The sequence below is a fragment of the Leptolyngbya sp. GGD genome (assembly GCF_026735145.1).
Taxonomy (GTDB): domain Bacteria; phylum Cyanobacteriota; class Cyanobacteriia; order Leptolyngbyales; family Leptolyngbyaceae; genus Leptolyngbya; species Leptolyngbya boryana.
Genome location: NZ_JAPQKE010000006.1, coordinates 48,470 through 67,731 on the forward strand (window position 1 = coordinate 48,470; position 19,262 = coordinate 67,731).

Below are 19,262 nucleotides of genomic sequence, written 5' to 3' on the forward strand. Positions count from 1 at the left end.
GCCATTAGCGGTTAGTTCTTGATAGAAACTGTGGTGAATATTGGGATTTCTCCTAATAGTTTGATAGGTAATTTGTAGGGCTGTAGCGTGTAGCATTTTTGGCTGTAGCATGTAGCATGTAGCACTGTAGCAACGGCTGTAGCACCTGTAGCATCGTTGCTACAAGGGATATTGCTACAGATGCTACAGTGCTACAGAGTGATTCAGCTATTAGCGAAAAACGTCCCATCTACCTCGTAGATTTCGTTTTCTAGCGTCATTAAGTCCAGTACAAACTTGATATCTTCTACGGGCATTCTTCGCACTGGCTGACGAGCTTTATTAGCTAGGTCACGCGCTTTAGAACCCTCTGGATTGACGGAGAGAAAGCGTTTAATCTCTGCCCTGATTGCGAGTTCTGACGAGTCAATTTCACCCCCGTCTGGAACGACCTGATCTGTGTGGTAGAAGTCTTCGATCGGGTGTTCCGCCTCGTTTGCACTCAGAACTGACTCAAGAGACTGTCTACGCGATTTTGTTTCTGAACTTGCAGGAACATCTCGAACCAGGTCGGGATAGACCGGAGTGATTCCCCACGAATTTGTAATCGAGTCGAAGAATACGCGCCCGGTTTCGTTCAGTTGCGATTGCGTTGGTTCACCGCTAAAGAAGGTCGAACGATTGGCAATCAAACCTTGATTTGATTTCGCCAATAACAGCACCCGTCTGTAAACGTTGCGAGTGCCGCCACTGATACCAAAGTCATCGGTATTTGGTGATTGGCTCACTAGCCAGCCGTACTGCTTAGAACTCCGTCCCATGCTGCAAAGCGCATTGAACCCTGCCATCAGTCCCTTGAACCACTTCCCGGTCTTTTCCTTGACCGCTAGAGCCTCATCAAAAATCAGCAGCTTCATCGGTGCATGTGAGTTCTGAAACTCAGCAATGAAGTTATCGATCGCGTCTTGAATGGCTTCCATGTCCTCAACAGGCATGAACGGACGAATGGGACATTGCAGCAAGCGATCGCACATCTTCCAGTAATCCGCCTCTGCCGGATCTGACTTCGGATCAATTGCCCAAATCTGACAGTCAGGATGAAGCTGTTTGATCCAGCGAGTTGCATATGCGATTGTTAGTCCTTTCCCGGCTCCTGGTTGCCCAACAATCAGAGTCGATTGCAGATGTTCAGCAAGGGATTTAGCAATGTCCTCAGATGCTCCTTTTTGAGCCGTAGAAGCGACGCTTTGAATCATTGGCGTGTGTTGCGCCTCTACCGCATTTAATCGGGTATTCGTCCCAATGGTGGGCACTGCCGCAGGTTGAAATGATGAGATCGCATCTTCGGCTTTGATTGCGCCTGCGCTCTGTAATCCGTACTGAGGGAATCGCTTCGATGCTTCTGGCAGATGGCTTGTATAAATCGCGGGATTGCCCAAAACATCTCGCAATGCTTGGGGATTTGCAAAATAGCTCTGAATTGTACCCGCGAGAAACGCATCAATGAGGAACTGATAGCAAGCCCATCGCTGCGTAGGGTGAACATGGTTCATTGCCGATAGCAAGCCTTCTGGGGAGAAGTGGAGTAATTCATACTCAACCTTTTCGCGATCGCTCAAGTAGGCTGCATCTTCTCGAATTGAATCGCGTTGCCCCTGGATTGCAGCGACATCGTAAGCGTTTCCGGTTTCGGTTGAACTGGACAACTCAACATCACGCTCGGCTTGGGTCTTGCTGGATAGCGGCATGATTTGAACTTTGCCAGTTTGCAACCATTGGGCAAAGACTGCCATCGAATAGGCGATCGCTCCTCCTGCGACGATGAGTGAGCCTAATGGATTGCTGAGGATGAGTAATGCGCCCCCGCCTGCAATACCTGCAAGCCCTGAAACTTTGCCAACGCCTGCATCAATCTTGGATGTCTTGATCTCATTGCGTAGGGTATGTTTACGGGTTTCGATGAAGTTGAGCGTGTCGCCCATCTCCAGCAAGGTTGCAGGGAGAAGCTGATCATCGTGCATCAGTTGCGGATTAAACTTGCTTAGAGCCATTTGATTTACCTCACCGGGGACTTGAATGGAAAAGAGGGGAGTGTGACGGCTCCCCTTTGTCGTATCTATGCGGATTCAGATTTGTTTCTAGAAGGCTTTCTAAAGTTCAGCACCTTGGGGAAGCGCTTCGATTCAGACTCAGCCTTCACGATGTCCTCATTGGCTTGCCAGAGTGCCACAAACTTTTCTGCGGCAAAGACATTGATGTAAGTCCAGATAGCAGAAGTGACGAAAGCGCTAGGACTAAGGAACATGAACCGATAAAGCGGTGCGACGGCTGATGCAATGTCCACAACATAGGAAGCTCGAACCACGCCTGAGATCTTTTTATGATTGGCTGTTCCTGCTTGCTTGTAGGCTTTCGCTTCAATGTGAACTACATCGATCGCTTCTTTTGGAACTTCCCCAACTCGAAAGTTCTTCACCGATTCGTAGTCCTGCTTAGCTTTAGCGACAGACTTCTTACCACGCTGTAAGTTGGCTTGAACGCCCAGAATGACGATCGAGATAATGCCCGTTACGTAGAAGTTAGGATCAGCGAATGCAACGCCGATGTTCTGAATGTTGCCATTATTGGGACTGAACGGCTTGGGCATAAATGAAGGATGGGTTTCTGCAATGTATGACCCATCAAACTTGCCCGTCTTAGAAAAGTGATTGCCGATCGCTAACGCCTGCCAATAAGATTCGGCACTACATAGCCAGAAGTAAATGGCGATGGAACCGAGAAAGATTCGCTGCCCTCCTTTTGGAGCCGTACACCATTTGTAAAGTGCGGCTGGACGGGAGAAGAACCACGCGATCGAGTCAGCAAGCGAACCGAAGATTTCATCGGCAGTCGGTTCAGTGTTGTGATTCGATTTGGGCTGAGTCGAATTTGATTGAGTCGATTGAGGTTGAGAGTTACGCAGTGCCATTGGAATTGCTCCTATTTGAGTAGTGGGTGATCGGGGTTATTGCAGACGGTTGTATCTGGCGTGAATTTGCGATCTCGCCAAATTCCTGCACAGCGTTCAAATTTGTCGAAAATCAATCGGGTCTGCGTTGGTTGCGTCTTCCAAAATGGAAGCCCTGGCTTGATTTGCTCTCGTCCGACATCGTTGATAATCAGCCGATGAATGTTCAACTGATCTGCTTTCTGAAATGCGGTAGCCTCTCGGTCTTGTGCATCGGCTTGCTTCTCTGCAATTTGGGCGCGCTGCTCAATCTCTGCGGTCCGTAGGTCGGTTTGATGCTGCTTACCCGCTCTGAGAAATAACTGACTGCCACCGATTGCAGCGGAGAAAATTAACAGACCTAATCCAAGATTTCGAGAACCTTTGTAAAGCTGTTTGTATAAGCTCACTTCGTCCTCCGTTGCTCGATTCGTTGAACTTCGTCCGGGCGAATTGTATTGTTCTTAATCTGGCTGGAATCAGTGATTACTGGACGATCAGCAGGGACTTCAAAGCCTTTTATCGGTTCGCTTTTGGGCGTAGGACTGACAGGCTGACAGCCTTGGATGATTGCGACTAGAGCAATCAATACCGCAGTACGTTGAATGGAAAAACGTATCATTTCGTCCTCCGTTGCTCGATCTCGGGAACTTCAACCTTGAATAGAACGCCCTGGTCACGCACCCAGTAGCCAGCGACGAAAGCAAGCAGGACACAACCAAATACGAAAATCCCGCTCATCATCGATCCGTCATTACGGTGATAGTTGCTCATGATTTTCTCCCTACTGGATTAGCCAAGCGATTAATGACCAACACTGAATCGGGTCTGTCAGCGTCGATAAGCTCTCCAACGCAAACAGCATTGGGTCGCTTTCCGTCTCGTTTTCCATTGAAGTTTCAACGCCATCACCGATCGCGTCCGAAACGCTCGTCCAGAAATCATCTTGTAGCCCAGATTTCAATCCCCAAGCATGAACCGCCAACACTGCGACCAATGCCGATTGATCGTTCTCAGATAAGCTGCAATTTCCTGCTGCATCCTCAAATCTTTCTGCAAATTCCTTGATTTCGGGCAGGTCGTAATTTCCGCCGAAATAGCCAATAGAGTCAGCCATAATGAAAAAATCCTCAAGTTGTTTGTGGGATAATGCCGTCCGATGATTGCGAGTCTGGGGACGGCATTTTGATTAGTTGATCGGCATGTGATACGACTCACACTTGAGTCGCTCGATCTCTGTGGGCTTGACGCGCTCCATTTGGCTCATTGGGTGGAAAGTCGCAAACCATCTCAGACGTGCGCGATCACCCTGGACCGCCACAATCTGATTACGGGCAAAGGCTGATAGATGCGATGGGCACTCTCGCCATCGGACAAAATCGCCAACTCTAAACATCCGCCGCGCCTCCGGGAAAGTTTTTGCAATTGAGAAATGCAGCGAGTAGCTTAAACGCCAGCGCATACAGGTCCTGACCAGCGCCAGGAGTGAAATCTGGATCAATCGATTGAACCGTCTGAACCGCTGGATAATCGCCATTGAGGGCACGTTTAGCGCAGTTGAGAGCGATCGCAGAATAATTAAGCATTTTGGTTTTCCTTGGGTGATTGATTAGCCGAGTCATCGCCTGAGTATCTTGGGATTGCCACAGAGGCAAAAGCGCTTGAGAGTTTCGCTTGATCACGTTAAACAAGGTCACTCACAACTCAATACGCTTAGGTCTTTCTCCTAAGAGGAACACCCACTTAAGGGCTGTAATTTTGAATCTTGGTTGTGTTCAAGGCGGTTGCAATCCCGCTTTAACGTCCTTTACCAGTCACCCCGGACGATTATTTAAGTCTTTCTGTCTACGAGGGGCATCCACTGAGCGAACCCTCCGTCAGGGACTTTCACCCCCGCTCAGGGTTGTCTCTCCCCTCGCACATCTATATGATAGTGCTAAATGCAGACGAAACGACGACAATACAAAGACAAATTACAGATATTAATCAATTCTTACTCCTTTCATAGGTATCTGCGATATGTCTGCGTTGCGCATACAGAACGAAGACAATACGGGCTAATATAGATGAGTAAGTCAAAACACCTAGTAAGGTAAGGAGTAGTAAATGTTGAGTTCTGATATGAAAGTTCCTAAGAACAGGCAAACCCGACTGTCTGACGATGTGTGGTTAGCAGGGGAAGCGATCGCCCGTCACTTTCGGATGTCTTCTGCTAGGGACGGGTTTGAGGCTGCGACTAGGGATTACGTTTTGCGGTTGTCTCAGACAGATCCGAGGTTCGCTGAGATTTGGGAGAAAGTAAAAGCTGAGGGTGTAGAAGAGAATTAACGAGAGAATTTCCAATAATGAAACCGCTAACCCCTGCCCAAAACCTGATCGTTGAATTTGCGATCGCATCTCTGCATTTCCTTAAGGAAGCCGCCTTAGAATATCGCTGCCAGATCGACGAATTATCGGAGCAACAGCTAAGAAATTACGCAACATCAGCCCGCGCAAAAAAGTAGCGCCTAAAGAGTCTGCATTTTTTAGATACCTCAATAAAATCCCCCGGCAGGTGTTTAGGCTCACTGGGGGATTGCTTGTTTAGTTAATGTCCGGACTGTGAAGTTGGAGATCGTTCTTCCTGGAAATCTTGAACCAGACCGCATCATGAATGAGCAGAATTTGAGAAACGCAAATGGGCAATGGACGAATACTTTTTATTGTCGCAGTGCTGATTGGCTCGACCTGGTTAGGTAGCCTCGTCGGTCGCCAGATTGGAAATAAATTGCTTGGGTCGGCATTTGGATTTGGTGTCGGCTGTTATGCAGTCGGAGCCACCAAGAAAAATTAACAAAATCCCCGGGCAGGCGTTTGGGCTTACTGGGGGATCAATTGTTCAGAACAAATAGGAAGTTTTAAGGCGTTCTTTCGCTCTGCATGAAGCCCAAAGGAGGGATGAAGATCTTGTGAATCCATAGCTTTTCTCCTGACGTACCAAAAGACACCTGGTTAATATTCGTGTGTTTTGAGTGGCGGAAAGGCAGCATGAGGCGAATGATAGCAGTATCTTTGGGTTTAACGATCTCGCTTCTGGGAAGCCCCACACATACAGAGGAAAGCCGGGTGATTGATAATACGCCATCGGTTCCTAGTATTTGTCAGATTACTCCTAACAGCAAGATTGAATATAGCAAGGTTGTTCAAGTGCTTGCGCCTAGAGGAGAACCTGAAAGTGCTGTGTTTGATCAGAATTATGATGATGCTCTCTCAGGCTTCTTTTCTGAAAAGAAACCTGAGGATCGAAAGCTATTTTTTACCGCATGGTTTTTAGAAGGGATTCTTTTCACGGGACATCAGGACGATCCTTTAGTGAGAGGGAATTGGTCGTCTTACCGGATGTATGGAACCCCATCAGAATATGGGACAGATGATCGCTTCTCTTATTTCGTCAAAGTTGGAGAGTCGGTCTACCCGTTAGAAATCTCTGAGATTCCTGATCTATGCAAGTACGGAGCCGAAGAAATTAGCTGGCATCGTAATGTTTCTTCTCCGGTGCTACTCAAGTTCTCAGACGAAGCAAGGGCAGCCCTCAAGAGATCTCAGCAAAGTGACAAAGTTGCAATTTTTTACCGAAGAAAGGACGGGAATAGAATCTACGAGACATCAACACCTATCGGGCAGGGGACAATCAGCGCTTGGAAGCAATTAGAGATTGCCTCTCCTGAAAGCACTTTAGAACGAGCGAAAGAAAATCCGATGGAGGCAAAAGTCAGGCGGTATCGGGAGGGGTGGAAGCTATACGGAGCAGACACTCAAGGATGGCTCGATCGCGTCAACAATAGTAAGGATAAGTATGACGGCTTTTACTCTGCACGTCCTAATGTCAACTGCCATACTCACCCATCTTTACGTGCCCCAGTTGCATACGTTGTCACTAAACCTTATACTCTGCTGCCTTGGTACGCTGGAAGAATTAACCCTAAGAACCCTGGTGATTTTTGGTTAGCAGTTTCACCAGGAATCAATCAAATTTGCTGGATGCACAGATCTGCAGTTGGCGGGGGCGATTAAAGCAAGGCAATCCCCGATAAGCATTCTGTCTATCGGGGATTGCGCTTCTACAACTGATCTTTCACTTGTTCCCAAACACTCAAAGCCCCCTCGCTCCATCCTTCCAGGAAAGCATCTTCATCCCCTGGTATACAGTCATCCTCAGCATATTGGATGTGATTCTCATACACCCAATCTGGTCGCCCGCCTTCAGGATCAGCGTTTAGAGCTTTGAACTCCTCAAGACTCATCTCTAGCGCATCTTCTTGCCCCGCTTTAACGCCATCAATGCGACTTTCGTCACGGAACTGCTGTTTCTCAATCTTCAGACGCTCAAGTAACTTGTCCATCGCAGGTACATCCTTTAATTTGATTTCTTCGATCGTTACCGCTGTTTCAATTGCTGATTGGCAGACTTGCGAGACATTGATACTGTCTTTTACTACCTGAAGCCTTTCGTAAAGGGCATCTGAAAGGCTAACATTAACCCTCTGACTCAATGTTGTGTACCTCGTTAATTTATACACAATAATATAGCATATAGATTTATATTGAGTACTTTATTTTTTAATACACAACAAATCTCCCAAGTAAGCACGATCTACTATTGGGGGTTATGGGACGATCGATAAGTTGAGACGATGGACTAAAGGGAGCGAGCTTGCACCTGCATTAGTCCAACTCTGCAAGGGTATCTAAAACGCTGAAACCCTTGCTACGTGGATTTTTGCACATTTGCGTGGAAAAATCTTGCTTTGAACTTCTGTGTATACAGCAGCTAACCAAGATCAAAATGGAGCCATCAAACTATTGCTGTATATGGATTCTATATACCAATTAGTCCAGATTTTGAAAACCGGACACAGATTGGACTAAATCCGATTATCCCGCTAACAAAGGAAAAGACCGGACACAATTGCCCGATCTTAGGAACGTATTAATTAAACCTATGAATCATCTCAAGATGAGACTTAAACAAGAGCATTGATAATGTCCTGATCGGAGACAGAACTCTCAACCTTTTTCTCTGGCTCCGACTCAATCAAGCTGATCCGCGCGTTAGGAATCTCATAAAACTTACCGCCAACTTGGACGAATGCCCGCTGCTCGTTCAGATTGATCGTGTCGTATGGCAGTCGGTATTGTTTTGGGTCAATTTTTCGTTGCATTGATTTTTCTCCAGTAAATGATTGAGTTTGCCCCTTTGAGGATGCCCGTGAAGCCCTGTCTACAAGATTGCGCTTACGTTTGTACGTTTAGGGTTGTTATCGCTCGTTAGGGTCGAGAGGGTATGTTTTACCGCGCTCCAACTGCTTTTGAGCGATCGCGGAAATCATGCGCCGTTCAGTGTTGAGCAGGGATAGCCCCCGACGAATCAGCGCGCTTATGGTTGTGCCCTCGCCGGCTGCAATTCGCTCTAACCGCTCTTTTTCCTGCGGTGAAAGTCTGAAAGCAAATGTGATTGTTGCCATTGCGTGTTCTAGAGGATTACCCTTCTAAGCTGTTCTGCGGTGCAATACGAGGGAGAAGGGTTTTCAACAATCTGCTGAAAAGCAATCGTGGCGGGCTTTACCGCATTTATGCGGATAAATGCGAACGGCTAGGTTGTAGAGAGATGATCTTTTGGGACAAAATTGGGGCAAAAAAGCTGTCCAGCTTCAAATCCTCACACAGTAGGAGTTCTAGAGATTGGGACAAAAAATTTGTCCCAATTTGTCCCAATTTTGTCCCAAATCAAACCCTTATCCTGACTGGGTTTGATGCCATTTGGGACAAATTGGACAGACTTTTTTATAAAAAGAACAATTTTTCTAAGTATAGTCAGCAGATATGTATCGATTTAGACTGACGTTTCTATTCACACTGAAAATTTCCAAAAGTTTGGGCAAAAAAAACGGCGTTTTTGTCCCAAACCTCCTCAAAGCCTTACTGCATATAGGTTTGAAGCTGGACAGAACTAAAAAGCGGTTTTGTCCCACTTTTCTGAAACCCTTACTGCATATAGGTTTGCCTTGGGACAAACTGGACAGCAATTTTTGTCCCAAGGCTTTTCAGTTTTGTCCCAAGGTAAATTGAGGTCATTTCTGAGCCTTTTTCCTTGATATTCAGTTTTTCCCTGTTCCTTGCTCACACCTTGCTCATGCTTTTTTTGTGAGGGTTGGAACCAGGGCGAACGAGGGGACTCGAACCCCCGAGTGGAGGAACCACAATCCTCTGCCTTAACCACTTGGCTACGCTCGCCATTGCGTTAATGATCATAGCATAAGAAATTAGATAAGTTCAAGAATCTGAGAACATGTAGACTTGGTAAAACGTCATAGAAGACCAAATCGTGAATTGTAGCGGGGTGGTGTGAAGATGAAATCCTCTCAGATTCTTTTGGGGACTGTTGGGTTAGCAATGCTGGGAGGTGCAGGATTCATGGCGCTGACTAATCCTGATGAAGCCGCATTTGGAGAATTTGCATTACAGCAAATCAAAGCTGAAGGCTGTCAAAAAGTGCCTCAAATTATTCGCGAGCAGTGCCCGCAGTTTGTTCAAGATAATCAAGCACAGGTTAAAAAATTAATTCTCCAAAGTACCGATCGCCAAAATTTCGGACTATTCAGCATTTATCGTACGAATTTATCCACGCGATCGATTGTGCCGAATTTGCCCATTTTTCTTGACTTGCCTGCGTTTCAGTTGGAAACCGTTGGTATGTTTGGCAAGTTCTACATTTATCAGGCTGAGCAGAGTCGGACTCCATAAACTCGGCTTTGTGGTGTTAGGAACGGCGCTTGTTGCCGTTTTCGGCGAGCTGATACCCCAAGCCAATCCCGAATAAACTCATCACTAGGTCGATCGCATCCAGCGTGCGATTGGGTGAGAATCCTTGCACTGCTTCTTCAACGATCGTGAATATCGCAAAAAGAAGTGGGAAAATTGGCAACCCATTTCGCAGACGACGATATCCGAAAAGGGAATGTCCGAGATAGGTTGCGATCGCGTAGAGAATGACATGCCCGATCTTATCCAAGTAGGGAATGAAGTCGAGTTGGGTGGGAAGGTTCCCCGTGTAGGCAAGGATGAGAATTGTTAAAAACACGATCGCATAAACCAATGCCGAAACTTTTACAGCTTTAGAAGACATAAACTTGAATGATTGAAATTCAGGTTTAGCTACACTGCGATTTTGTAATTTTCGGACTCAGAGAGTAATCATCGATTTTGCGTCTGCGGAGTCGCAAACAATAGCGTGACAGCCTATGCCAGCATGCCATTACTATTCGTGAAAGGCAACATTAATAATGGAAGAAGTCAAATAAATTTTCCGAGAAGTTTGTGCGATCGAACAAATCAGTAACCAGTAGAATCAACCAAACAATTCGCATCATCCAAGTCTGAAGATTAAAACGATGAATGCAATTGAGTAATGAAAAAATGATAGGTAATCGCTTCGTCTTTGAGAGATATTAGTCCCAAATTGATCGTGAAATATATAGCCTGTTTTGCTCCCTGAATCTCTCAAATTTGGGGGATTTTTAAACTGGAAAATTCTGAAAGTTCTAAGCTCCCCAAAATCGGGTCATTTGAATGAACAGACGTATAGAATTCAGGATACTGAGTGACATGATTGATGTAGAGATCTAATCTATATTAAACAGATTTTCCCACCATATAAATAGGGACGAAAATCGATTTGATTAAGACTCCAGAACCAGATCAATAATGAAAACTGACGGTAGTAGGTAAATTGAGTAAGTCTACTAGAAACCGGGTGATATCCTACCTCACGCTCAACATTCGTGCCTCGGCTCTATTTTTGCCAACCCTATCAGACTTTTAGGAATTCTGAATGATTCCGAATAGTTTCCCAACTTTCTGATAAGATTACTGGTTCTGACACCAATTTATTATCTACGACTTGCTGGGAGACTCCTCATATGGCTCGGATGTACTATGACGCTGATGCCAATTTAGATTTACTTGCGGGCAAAACGATCGCGATTATTGGCTACGGCTCTCAAGGGCACGCCCACGCCCTTAACCTCAAAGACAGCGGCATGAACGTCATCGTTGGGCTGTATCCGGGCAGTAAATCAGCGACGAAAGCGAAAGACGCTGGCTTAACGGTTCATAGTGTTGCGGATGCGACAAAGGCTGCGGATTTCATCATGATTTTGCTGCCAGATGAAGTCCAACGTTCCGTTTACACCCATGAAATTGAACCGAATCTGAGCGAAGGCAATGTGCTGGCATTCGCCCACGGTTTTAACATCAACTATGCTCAAATCATCCCACCTGCGAATGTGGATGTGGTCATGGTTGCACCAAAAGGTCCAGGGCATTTGGTGCGTCGTACGTATGAACAAGGTCAAGGTGTGCCTGCCTTGTTTGCCGTGTATCAAGATGCGACAGGTCAAGCACGCGATCGCGCAATGGCATATGCCAAAGGAATTGGCGGCACTCGCGGTGGAATTCTGGAAACGACGTTCCGGGAAGAAACCGAGACTGATCTATTCGGCGAGCAGGTTGTGCTTTGCGGTGGCCTGAGTGCGCTGATCAAAGCTGGATTTGAAACGCTCGTGAATGCAGGATATCAGCCTGAGCTTGCTTACTTTGAGTGTCTACATGAAGTGAAGCTGATTGTGGATCTGATTGTAGAAGGTGGATTAGCGACGATGCGTGACAGTATCTCGAATACTGCGGAGTATGGAGATTTGACTCGTGGTCCTCGAATTGTCACCGATGCAACTCGTGCAGAGATGAAGAAGATTCTCGACGAGATTCAGACGGGGCAGTTTGCACGAGAATTCGTGCTGGAAAATCAGTCGGGTAAGGCAGGTTTCCATGCAATGCGTCGGCGTGAGGCGGAGCATCCGATCGAAGAGGTTGGAAAGGATCTGCGTGCGATGTTTAGCTGGTTGAAGAAGGCGTAGAAGTAGGGAGTAGGGAGTGGGGAGTAGGGAGATAAAATTTCTAAGGACTCCCTGATTCTTTATGCTCTCATTCCCTACTTCTTCATATTCCGAACCGCGTCTTCAGTCCGCTGGTTCGGATTTGTTTTAGGTTGCCACCGTGGAAAAGCATTGATTAAGAGTTGGTCGATCGCAGTTCGAGCCTGCAAGCTATATTTCCCGATCGCGGATGGCAAAAATCGATCACCACATCCAACGAAAATTAAACTCACTAGCAAGAGCAGTCCAACCGGAATTTTGGAGCGCATAAGAGATTTTTTAGGTAAGTGAGAAACTGGAAGGCGCGTATCATGGTCTACGTTTAGTAGTGCCCAATTTTTGGCATGACATTCGTAGATGGTGAGCGATGAAACAATTTCTCAAAGTTGGGCTAGTAGGCTCTGGACTTCTCTTACTCGGTGTAACAACGGTTTACTCCTCTGCATTGGCTCAATCTAGTCCCCGAATTGAATACCAAGCGAGACAGAAGAAACCCAAGCCAACTCGCGCGATTTCAGCTAGGTCAGCACTTTTGCCATTTTTTGATCAAGAAAATAATCCAGCGCAAGTCGGCATTCCTCGCGATCGCTTAGTAGACATTACTCCGCCTGCACCGCAATTGAATGAGTTCGATCGCAAAGCACTTGCAACTTGCGGAGAGTTTGGTAGCCCAGTTGGAACCGTTAGATTGCGTCGATTGTTTGCAGAATCGCCTGATGTTGTGCAAAGGATTAAAACCGCAGTAGGGGGTGAGATTTTTCCAGGTCGCAGAAGTGATCAGCAGTTTCAAGATGATCTGCTGACGATTTGGTCAAATCGAAAAGGGTTTGAGCATATCTTCTGTGGTGAACTGCGAGGCTCACAGCAAATTGGAGGATTGCATTATGTAGGGCGTTACTGGCAGTTGCAGCAAGCCGGAATTGCAGGACGATTGCCGAATAATGCTCAAGCAGAAGAAGTGGTCGAAGGGAAAATCTATACCTTGGGCGTTGAGGTGCGTCGGGGCAATCAGGTGATCTCTAGAGATGCGAAAAAGGGATATTCCTATGTGAGTAATGCTGAGGAGCTGTTGACAGATGCCACGATCGCGTTTAAAACTTCACGATCGACTTCGAGTAGTAAGTCCGTTTGTTTGTTTACGGTACGAGATCCAGAAGCAAGGGTTCCTTTTAAAGCGGTGTTTGTGAAGGCGGCACGCGGAATTGTGACATTTTATCCAGATGCAACGCCGAGCCAACGAGAGGCGGCTTGCGATCGTTAGGGAAGTAGGATGTGTTGCAACTTTGCTCGACTTACAGCATCGACAAGAGTTGAACAAAGTTGCAACGAAGTGCTTAATCGATGCGAATCGTTTGTCCGGATTCTGCCGATCGCTGAGCAGCAATCGCAACTTTCAAGGTATACAAACTTTCTTCAGGTTGGACATAGAGGGGCTTGCCGTCTAACAAATAATCTAAAACTGCACTGGTATCTTTGGTAAATAAACCTCGGCGCGCACCAATCTCGATCGGCGTTGCACCTTCAGAATTGATCAACACACCTGAATCGCCCTCAAAGACTAATGCGCCTTGATCACCTTGAACTTCTAGCTTGCGTTCTGCGCTCCATGCTGTTTCACCTTTGCTATATACAACATCCGCAATGACGCCATTCTGAAAGTTCAGTTGCGCCTTACACATACAGCCCAAAAAACGATCGCTCTGTAAGTTCAAATATCGATTCTGACAACTCACAGATTCGACCTGTCCAAAGACGTGAACAAGCCGATGGAGCCGAGACAATGCTCCTACAAGTGGAAACCCGAAGACAGATGGATTGTAAGTCCATTTAGCAGGTGCAGGATGTTGCGGTGTGGCGGTTGCATAGCGGGCATAAAAAGGCGTGCCAATTTGGGAAAGCGATCGCAAAAATGCCTGATGGACTCCCCCGAGTAGTTCGATATGTTCAACATGAAGTAATCGATTCTGAGCACGAGCCGTCTCGATAGCCGTTGTCGCAGATTCAAGATCGATGGCTAAAGGATATTCCACAACCACATGCTTGCCCGATTCAAGCGCCGTTTGAGCGATCGAGCTATGTTCTGAATTCACCCCGCAAATGATCACCAAATCAACAGAACCTAGTAACTCTTGCCAAGCGTTAAATGCTTGAGTTTGATGGGTATGTCCGAATTCAGTTGTTTTATCCGCTCGATGTCCAGCTACTCCCACTAACTTCGCGCGATCGTCTTGATTGATAGCTTCTGCCCGCAGTTTTGCGGCATACCCAGTTCCAACTATTCCGACTCGAATCACAGCGATCGCCTTTTGTAATTAAATCTTCATTCTCAAGTTTACGGGTTTCGTATCACATCTAACCGTTAGCGAGGTCGTTCTAGCCCAGTATAGAGGTTGACAAAATCGTTAACAGTTCATGACAGTTGTTTCTTTGCCCGTTCTTTATTCTACGATCGATCCAAGCGCGATCGTGTCTAGGGTGCTGTCGTGCTATGACATTGGAACGGTCAGATCGTGCGAATTTTGGTGCCGTGGTTTAAGTGATGTCTATTTGGTTGAAACCGATCAAGCATCGTATGTGCTGAGAGTTTCCCATTGGGGTTGGCGATCGCAAGCAGATATCGATTTTGAATTAGCGTTGCTCGATTTTCTGCAAAAGAAAGGGATTTCAGTTGCTTATCCCTTGCCTACAACCTCTGGCAAATTGTCAATTGTGATCAAAGCCCCAGAGGGAGATCGCTATGCTGCTTTGTTTATCTATGCGCCTGGTGCAATTCCGCTCGGAGATTTGAGCGTTCGGCAGGCGACGAAATTAGGAGAAACAATCGCAAAAATGCACCAAGCTGGAGAAGCATTTGAATGTAAGTTCGATCGCAAGCCTTTGACGCTGAAGTATTTGCTCGATGAATCTTGGGATGCGATCGCTCCGTTTTTGCAAAGTAGTGATCGGGATTATCTCAAAACTGCAATTTTGCAAATCAAATCAGAGTTGCAGACATTTCCGCGATCGGCTCCTTATTGGGGGATTTGTTGGGGCGATCCGCACAGTGGTAATGCTCATTTTACAGAGACTGATCAACCCACTCTATTTGATTTTGATCAATGTGGATTGGGTTGGCGAGCGTTTGATTTGGGTAAGTTTCGGCAGATTGCGCTCAATACAGGCATTAGCCGTCGAGTTCGAGAGGCATTTTTAGCGGGATATCAATCCGTCACTCCGCTGGAAGCTTTTGAACTGAAAGCAATTTCTGCTTTTACTCAAACGGCTCATATCTGGGTTTGGTCAATTAGTCTAACCTATGCCCTGCGCCACAATTACAGCCGTTTGGACGATTCATTTTTCCGCAAACGAGCCGAGCAGTTGCGCCGGCTTCGATCTCCAGATTGGCAGATGTTTTAAGCTTCCCTGAGAGCAAGGAGGTTTTTATTAGGCTGGAATTGTCCAGAAGTACAAGGTCGATTCTTCTTCGATATCGAGTTTAATCACTTTTTCAGGTAACCAATCCCCCATATCAAAATCGATCGAGACAAGCCGCGTTCCCGGTTTAAGCTGCTCAAACAAAGCAGGTCGAAGCCTCAAATTCAGATGTGGCAGAAGATATAGCACGACGATCGAAGCATCTTCAAATCGACTTGTAAACAAATCCGCTTCTTGAAACTTAACGCGATCGCGAATTCCTAACTCATCTGCTTTCGCTTGAGCTTCTTTGACTCGAAGGGGATCAAGGTCGATCCCAACGCCCCGCGCCCCAAACTGTAATGCGGCACTGATCAAAATCCGTCCATCGCCACATCCGAGATCGTAAATTACATCAGAATCATTGACTTGTAAAACTTCGAGCAAAGTTTCGATCGCGGCTTCAGGGGTGGGAATAAACGCAATATCAGGGCGGCGCAGCATAAGTTATACAATCAGAACTCTCCGCCAAAACGCTTTACAGAATTTTAGCTTCCCCATCATACTGAAAAGCGATCGTGATTTTGTACACGGGGCTGAAACACGATACGCTTGACTCAAGCAGCTAGGCTCGATCTAAAGTGCTTTTGTCATGATGCAAGGCTAAAGAAAGTCGTAGGATTTATGGGTATGTCGGCACAAAAAGAACAACTTAAAGCGATCGCAACGCGGCTCAGTCAGGAGCGTCAGAAAAAATCGATGTCGCTCGAAGAAATTGCCGCGAAAACCTACATTCCGCAACGATTACTGATTGCGCTCGAAGATGCAAATCTCGATCGGCTTCCCGAGCCTGTATTCATTCAAGGCTTCATTCGGCGTTTTGCGGATGCGATTGGGCTTGACGGCATCGCACTGTCGAAAGAGTTCACTGTCGATCTTTCCCCCCTGCCTGCTCCAGCGACAGCTTCTTTGATCTCGAATACGATCGAGCCTCAAACCCCGAAGCCAACTGCTCTCAAATCTTCTATCCCCAAAGCGCCTGAGCCTGCTCTCCCTAAAGCATCTGAGCCTGCTGTTCCCAAAGCACCTGAACCTTCCATCCCCAGGGCTGCTGAGCCTCCTCAGGTCGTGCATAGCGAAGCTCCGACTCCACTTCCCACACCCAAAGCTTCTGAACCTGCTGCCATTCGTGATCCTCAGCCTGCTCAAAAACTCGAGCCTACTGCCGTCCGCGACTCCGTTCCTACGCCTCCTCGCATCAGCACCAGTGAGCCACCTGCTCGTCTGCCACTGATTGCTTTAGCGGCTGCAATCGGATTAGGTGTCATCGGCGTTCTCGCTTCAACGTTTGTCAATCGTCAGCCAGAGCGATCGAATCCTAGTGCTGCAACTTCTCCGACTGTACAACCCTCTCAAGCGCCTACACCCGGCAGTTCTGCTCCAGTCGGTTCTACCCCAAGCAGCCCGACTCCTGCTTCACCGTCTCCAGGGGCTGTCAATGTCAAAATGAATATCACTGAGGAAAGCTGGGTAGAAGTCCTCGTTGATGGAACTTCTGTTTACGAAGGCACACTGACAAAAGGAACCCAGAGATCTTGGAGTGGTAAATCTGTCGAGATCAATACGGGAAACGCGGGAGGAGTTTCGCTGTCGTACAACAATGGCGAAGCTAAAGTCATGGGTGCGGCGGGTGATTTAGGGTCTGCAACTTTTCCGCCCACGCCTTGAGCCAGACTTTTGAACATAGCTAGCCATACTATCGCCTTCTAAATTCCTCGGATTCGGGGAATTTAGTTGCTAACTTTTTAGCCTTGTTCCACAGTGCGCACAAAAACGATCGTTCTCTTGCACTTTCGTTCCACATTGCGAACAGAAGTGAGCCGTTGAAGCATTGGCAGATGAAGATGTCTCAGTCTCGAATCGGAGATTCATGTTGCCCATGCTCATCTCCATCGGTTCCATTCGCATGGTCATATTGCCCATCCGCAGGGGTTCTAATGGCTTCATTTCTGGCATTTTGGGACTACTAGGAGTCGTGACACGCTGCAACAGAACCTCTTCAGAACCAAGCATCAGCGGCACTTCGCTCAACAGACTAATTCCGTTTGCCTGCAATCGAATGTAAGACGTGCGTTGAGATTCGATCTGCAAAATAAAGCTGGAATGTGATTTAAACAACTTCGGCATACTTGACCAAGCGCCAAGCGAGAGGCTCATTTGCTGGCTTTGTTGCTGACCAGAACTCTGGCTTGTCCAAGTCAGCACAGTCTGTGTTCCAACATTCTCGATCGTTAACCGTTGTCCGTTTCCCAAATCTGCTGCGTACATCATGAATTGCCAAACTTTGCAGAATTCCATCTCTACCTTGCAATTTCATTCAGAGAATAGATTGACTTCGTTATATTTCTTGATTCCTAAGATGATGGATTTAGTATTCAGCTTTACAGCTTAAGCAGTTCACTCAATCCTATTAATCAGAGAGCACTATGGTGATTTGTTGTGAAGTTAGCAAACTATGATCCTGGACATTTTTACGACGAACTGTTTGATGCGCCGGGTCGTCCTCGTCCAGAAGTGACTCCGCTCATTGACCGGATTAATTCTTTATCGATCGAAGAAATTCAACATCGTCAGCAAGCCGCTCAGATTGCACTATTCAAAATGGGCGTAACTTTCAACGTCTATGGCGATGAGCAGGGCACCGAGAAAATTTTTCCGTTCGATATTCTGCCTCGGACGATCGCGGCTGCAGAATGGCAGATTTTAGAAAAGGGACTGAAGCAGCGAATCGTTGCACTGAATGAGTTTTTAGCCGATGTGTACGGCGACCAAAAGATCATTCAAGATGGCGTGATTCCATCCGAGATTGTGTTTTCTTCGCGAGGCTTTCTCAAGCCCTGTATGGGATTGAAGCCCCCGAAAGGAATTTGGTCACATATTAGCGGGATGGATTTAGTTCGCGATCGCACTGGAGAATGGTACATCCTAGAAGACAATCTCAGATGTCCTTCTGGCGTGTCGTATGTCCTCGAAAGTCGGCGGATTATGAAAAGCACACTGCCGCTCGTCTTTAATCGCATGAACATTCAGCCGGTCGAAGAGTACCCAAGCTATTTACTCGAAACGTTGCTGAATCTCGCTCCTGATTACATTGAGAATCCCACTGTTGTACTACTGACCCCAGGCATTTATAACTCTGCTTACTTCGAGCATTCTTACTTGGCTCAGCAGATGGGCGTTGAACTCGTCGAAGGTCGCGATCTTGTGATTGCAGACGGTTACTTGCAAATGAGAACCACGAAAGGATTGAAGCGAGTCGACGTGATTTATCGACGCATTGATGATGAGTTCATTGATCCGTTAGCATTCCGCCCAGACTCACTGCTGGGAGTACCAGGACTGATGGATGTTTATCGATCGGGTCGATTAGGCTTAGCCAATGCTTTGGGAACTGGAATTGCAGACGACAAAGTGATTTATGCGTATGTTCCAGAAATGATCCGCTACTATCTCGGCGAAGATGCGATTCTGTCGAATGTTCCAACTTACCTCTGCTGGGAGCCTTCACAATTGAGCTATGTGCTCGCCAACTTAGATAAGCTCGTGGTCAAAGCGGCGAATGAGTCGGGGGGCTATGGCATGTTGATTGGGTCACAATCGACTGAAGCAGAACGAGCAGAATTTGCAGAAAAAATCAAAGCTGCTCCTCGCAATTACATTGCTCAACCGACCCTCTGCTTATCGCGTGTGCCTGCCTTAATGGGCGATGAGTTTGAAGGCTGTCATGTGGATTTACGTCCCTATATTTTGTATGGCGAAGATATCTACATCACGCCAGGAGGCCTGACTCGCGTTGCGTTGAAGCGCGGCTCATTAGTCGTCAACTCGTCGCAAGGCGGCGGATATAAAGATACTTGGGTGGTTAGCTAGCT

At 46.9% G+C, this 19,262-nt stretch carries 24 protein-coding genes and 1 tRNA gene; 10 read left to right on the top strand and 15 right to left on the bottom strand.

The window, feature by feature from the left end; genetic code table 11:
* Positions 1-203 precede the first annotated feature (203 nt).
* The 6 genes from OU814_RS23535 to OU814_RS23560 form a co-directional block, all read right to left on the bottom strand.
* On the bottom strand, positions 204-2,030 hold the full coding sequence (locus tag OU814_RS23535; protein WP_268242272.1) for a hypothetical protein: 1,827 nt from the start codon (positions 2,028-2,030) through the stop codon (positions 204-206).
* 65 nt (positions 2,031-2,095) lie between these two features.
* Positions 2,096-2,947 carry a hypothetical protein gene (locus OU814_RS23540; RefSeq protein ID WP_268242273.1) on the bottom strand — a complete coding sequence of 284 codons (852 nt, stop codon included), beginning with the start codon at positions 2,945-2,947 and terminating at the stop codon, positions 2,096-2,098.
* Between the two features lie 11 nt (positions 2,948-2,958).
* The gene (locus OU814_RS23545; RefSeq protein WP_190652057.1) at positions 2,959-3,375 is read right to left on the bottom strand and encodes a hypothetical protein; all 417 of its coding nucleotides are present in this window, start codon (positions 3,373-3,375) and stop codon (positions 2,959-2,961) included.
* Positions 3,372-3,587 (bottom strand): hypothetical protein, encoded by a 216-nt coding sequence (locus tag OU814_RS23550; protein ID WP_268242274.1) that lies wholly within the window; start codon positions 3,585-3,587, stop codon positions 3,372-3,374. The genes OU814_RS23545 and OU814_RS23550 overlap by 4 nt, the downstream gene beginning before the upstream one ends.
* Before the next feature lie 162 nt (positions 3,588-3,749).
* Positions 3,750-4,082, bottom strand: a complete 333-nt coding sequence (locus tag OU814_RS23555; RefSeq protein WP_190652055.1) for a hypothetical protein — start codon at positions 4,080-4,082, stop codon at positions 3,750-3,752.
* A 271-nt stretch (positions 4,083-4,353) separates the two neighbouring features.
* Positions 4,354-4,551, bottom strand: coding sequence for a hypothetical protein (locus OU814_RS23560; protein ID WP_268242275.1), 198 nt, complete (start codon positions 4,549-4,551; stop codon positions 4,354-4,356).
* A 520-nt stretch (positions 4,552-5,071) separates the two neighbouring features.
* On the opposite strand from OU814_RS23560, the gene OU814_RS23565 reads away from it, so the two are divergent.
* The 4 genes from OU814_RS23565 (at position 5,072) to OU814_RS23580 (ending at position 7,018) form a co-directional block, all read left to right on the top strand.
* Positions 5,072-5,293 (top strand): hypothetical protein, encoded by a 222-nt coding sequence (locus tag OU814_RS23565; protein ID WP_268242276.1) that lies wholly within the window; start codon positions 5,072-5,074, stop codon positions 5,291-5,293.
* A 17-nt stretch (positions 5,294-5,310) separates the two neighbouring features.
* Positions 5,311-5,469: a hypothetical protein gene (locus OU814_RS23570; RefSeq protein ID WP_268242277.1), complete on the top strand. Its 159-nt coding sequence runs from the start codon at positions 5,311-5,313 to the stop codon at positions 5,467-5,469.
* A gap of 173 nt (positions 5,470-5,642) precedes the next feature.
* Complete coding sequence (locus OU814_RS23575) at positions 5,643-5,798, top strand: hypothetical protein (protein ID WP_190652051.1); 156 nt, start codon at positions 5,643-5,645, stop codon at positions 5,796-5,798.
* 203 nt (positions 5,799-6,001) lie between these two features.
* Positions 6,002-7,018 carry a hypothetical protein gene (locus OU814_RS23580; protein ID WP_268242278.1) on the top strand — a complete coding sequence of 339 codons (1,017 nt, stop codon included), beginning with the start codon at positions 6,002-6,004 and terminating at the stop codon, positions 7,016-7,018.
* 47 nt (positions 7,019-7,065) lie between these two features.
* Here the strand turns inward: OU814_RS23580 and OU814_RS23585 are convergent, their stop codons facing one another.
* The 4 genes from OU814_RS23585 to OU814_RS23600 form a co-directional block, all read right to left on the bottom strand.
* Positions 7,066-7,347 (bottom strand): hypothetical protein, encoded by a 282-nt coding sequence (locus OU814_RS23585; RefSeq protein WP_268242279.1) that lies wholly within the window; start codon positions 7,345-7,347, stop codon positions 7,066-7,068.
* A gap of 621 nt (positions 7,348-7,968) precedes the next feature.
* A complete protein-coding gene (locus OU814_RS23590) occupies positions 7,969-8,166 on the bottom strand; it encodes a hypothetical protein (RefSeq protein WP_268242280.1) in 198 nt (65 codons plus the stop codon).
* A gap of 96 nt (positions 8,167-8,262) precedes the next feature.
* A complete protein-coding gene (locus tag OU814_RS23595; protein WP_268242281.1) occupies positions 8,263-8,469 on the bottom strand; it encodes a ribbon-helix-helix protein, CopG family in 207 nt (68 codons plus the stop codon).
* A 696-nt stretch (positions 8,470-9,165) separates the two neighbouring features.
* A tRNA-His gene (locus tag OU814_RS23600) sits at positions 9,166-9,238 on the bottom strand.
* Positions 9,239-9,355: 117 nt separating this feature from the next.
* Between OU814_RS23600 and OU814_RS23605 the strand changes: the two genes are divergently transcribed.
* Complete coding sequence (locus OU814_RS23605) at positions 9,356-9,748, top strand: DUF4359 domain-containing protein (protein ID WP_017288884.1); 393 nt, start codon at positions 9,356-9,358, stop codon at positions 9,746-9,748.
* A 16-nt stretch (positions 9,749-9,764) separates the two neighbouring features.
* On the opposite strand, the gene OU814_RS23610 is transcribed toward OU814_RS23605, so the two are convergent.
* Positions 9,765-10,130 (bottom strand): VanZ family protein, encoded by a 366-nt coding sequence (locus OU814_RS23610; protein WP_017288883.1) that lies wholly within the window; start codon positions 10,128-10,130, stop codon positions 9,765-9,767.
* A 793-nt stretch (positions 10,131-10,923) separates the two neighbouring features.
* Here OU814_RS23610 and ilvC point away from each other — a divergent pair.
* Entirely contained in the window at positions 10,924-11,919 is a 996-nt protein-coding gene (gene ilvC / locus OU814_RS23615) for a ketol-acid reductoisomerase (protein ID WP_017288882.1), read from the top strand.
* A gap of 74 nt (positions 11,920-11,993) precedes the next feature.
* Here ilvC and OU814_RS23620 read toward each other — a convergent pair whose 3' ends face one another.
* Positions 11,994-12,206: a hypothetical protein gene (locus OU814_RS23620; protein ID WP_017288881.1), complete on the bottom strand. Its 213-nt coding sequence runs from the start codon at positions 12,204-12,206 to the stop codon at positions 11,994-11,996.
* A 98-nt stretch (positions 12,207-12,304) separates the two neighbouring features.
* On the opposite strand from OU814_RS23620, the gene OU814_RS23625 reads away from it, so the two are divergent.
* Positions 12,305-13,198, top strand: coding sequence for an EndoU domain-containing protein (locus OU814_RS23625; RefSeq protein ID WP_268242282.1), 894 nt, complete (start codon positions 12,305-12,307; stop codon positions 13,196-13,198).
* 73 nt (positions 13,199-13,271) lie between these two features.
* Here OU814_RS23625 and OU814_RS23630 read toward each other — a convergent pair whose 3' ends face one another.
* Positions 13,272-14,231, bottom strand: a complete 960-nt coding sequence (locus tag OU814_RS23630) for a Gfo/Idh/MocA family protein (protein WP_268242283.1) — start codon at positions 14,229-14,231, stop codon at positions 13,272-13,274.
* Between the two features lie 118 nt (positions 14,232-14,349).
* Here OU814_RS23630 and OU814_RS23635 point away from each other — a divergent pair, with 118 nt between their 5' ends.
* Positions 14,350-15,333, top strand: coding sequence for a homoserine kinase (locus OU814_RS23635; protein WP_017288878.1), 984 nt, complete (start codon positions 14,350-14,352; stop codon positions 15,331-15,333).
* 27 nt (positions 15,334-15,360) lie between these two features.
* Here the strand turns inward: OU814_RS23635 and OU814_RS23640 are convergent, their stop codons facing one another.
* The gene (locus tag OU814_RS23640) at positions 15,361-15,834 is read right to left on the bottom strand and encodes an SAM-dependent methyltransferase (RefSeq protein WP_268242284.1); all 474 of its coding nucleotides are present in this window, start codon (positions 15,832-15,834) and stop codon (positions 15,361-15,363) included.
* A gap of 186 nt (positions 15,835-16,020) precedes the next feature.
* Between OU814_RS23640 and OU814_RS23645 the strand changes: the two genes are divergently transcribed.
* Entirely contained in the window at positions 16,021-17,058 is a 1,038-nt protein-coding gene (locus tag OU814_RS23645) for a helix-turn-helix domain-containing protein (protein ID WP_268242285.1), read from the top strand.
* Positions 17,059-17,127: 69 nt separating this feature from the next.
* Here OU814_RS23645 and OU814_RS23650 read toward each other — a convergent pair whose 3' ends face one another.
* A complete protein-coding gene (locus OU814_RS23650) occupies positions 17,128-17,688 on the bottom strand; it encodes a zinc ribbon domain-containing protein (protein WP_017288875.1) in 561 nt (186 codons plus the stop codon).
* A 141-nt stretch (positions 17,689-17,829) separates the two neighbouring features.
* On the opposite strand from OU814_RS23650, the gene OU814_RS23655 reads away from it, so the two are divergent.
* Positions 17,830-19,260: a circularly permuted type 2 ATP-grasp protein gene (locus OU814_RS23655; RefSeq protein WP_017288874.1), complete on the top strand. Its 1,431-nt coding sequence runs from the start codon at positions 17,830-17,832 to the stop codon at positions 19,258-19,260.
* Positions 19,261-19,262: the final 2 nt, after the last annotated feature.

Coding starts and splice junctions, on each gene's coding strand:
- OU814_RS23535 (WP_268242272.1), bottom strand. CDS start 2,030: ATGGCTCTAAGCAAGTTTAATCCGCAACTGATGCACGATGATCAGCTT.
- OU814_RS23540 (WP_268242273.1), bottom strand. CDS start 2,947: ATGGCACTGCGTAACTCTCAACCTCAATCGACTCAATCAAATTCGACT.
- OU814_RS23550 (WP_268242274.1), bottom strand. CDS start 3,587: ATGATACGTTTTTCCATTCAACGTACTGCGGTATTGATTGCTCTAGTC.
- OU814_RS23555 (WP_190652055.1), bottom strand. CDS start 4,082: ATGGCTGACTCTATTGGCTATTTCGGCGGAAATTACGACCTGCCCGAA.
- OU814_RS23560 (WP_268242275.1), bottom strand. CDS start 4,551: ATGCTTAATTATTCTGCGATCGCTCTCAACTGCGCTAAACGTGCCCTC.
- OU814_RS23565 (WP_268242276.1), top strand. CDS start 5,072: ATGTTGAGTTCTGATATGAAAGTTCCTAAGAACAGGCAAACCCGACTG.
- OU814_RS23570 (WP_268242277.1), top strand. CDS start 5,311: ATGAAACCGCTAACCCCTGCCCAAAACCTGATCGTTGAATTTGCGATC.
- OU814_RS23575 (WP_190652051.1), top strand. CDS start 5,643: ATGGGCAATGGACGAATACTTTTTATTGTCGCAGTGCTGATTGGCTCG.
- OU814_RS23580 (WP_268242278.1), top strand. CDS start 6,002: ATGATAGCAGTATCTTTGGGTTTAACGATCTCGCTTCTGGGAAGCCCC.
- OU814_RS23585 (WP_268242279.1), bottom strand. CDS start 7,347: ATGGACAAGTTACTTGAGCGTCTGAAGATTGAGAAACAGCAGTTCCGT.
- OU814_RS23590 (WP_268242280.1), bottom strand. CDS start 8,166: ATGCAACGAAAAATTGACCCAAAACAATACCGACTGCCATACGACACG.
- OU814_RS23595 (WP_268242281.1), bottom strand. CDS start 8,469: ATGGCAACAATCACATTTGCTTTCAGACTTTCACCGCAGGAAAAAGAG.
- OU814_RS23605 (WP_017288884.1), top strand. CDS start 9,356: ATGAAATCCTCTCAGATTCTTTTGGGGACTGTTGGGTTAGCAATGCTG.
- OU814_RS23610 (WP_017288883.1), bottom strand. CDS start 10,130: ATGTCTTCTAAAGCTGTAAAAGTTTCGGCATTGGTTTATGCGATCGTG.
- ilvC (WP_017288882.1), top strand. CDS start 10,924: ATGGCTCGGATGTACTATGACGCTGATGCCAATTTAGATTTACTTGCG.
- OU814_RS23620 (WP_017288881.1), bottom strand. CDS start 12,206: ATGCGCTCCAAAATTCCGGTTGGACTGCTCTTGCTAGTGAGTTTAATT.
- OU814_RS23625 (WP_268242282.1), top strand. CDS start 12,305: ATGAAACAATTTCTCAAAGTTGGGCTAGTAGGCTCTGGACTTCTCTTA.
- OU814_RS23635 (WP_017288878.1), top strand. CDS start 14,350: ATGACAGTTGTTTCTTTGCCCGTTCTTTATTCTACGATCGATCCAAGC.
- OU814_RS23640 (WP_268242284.1), bottom strand. CDS start 15,834: ATGCTGCGCCGCCCTGATATTGCGTTTATTCCCACCCCTGAAGCCGCG.
- OU814_RS23645 (WP_268242285.1), top strand. CDS start 16,021: ATGTCGGCACAAAAAGAACAACTTAAAGCGATCGCAACGCGGCTCAGT.
- OU814_RS23650 (WP_017288875.1), bottom strand. CDS start 17,688: ATGGAATTCTGCAAAGTTTGGCAATTCATGATGTACGCAGCAGATTTG.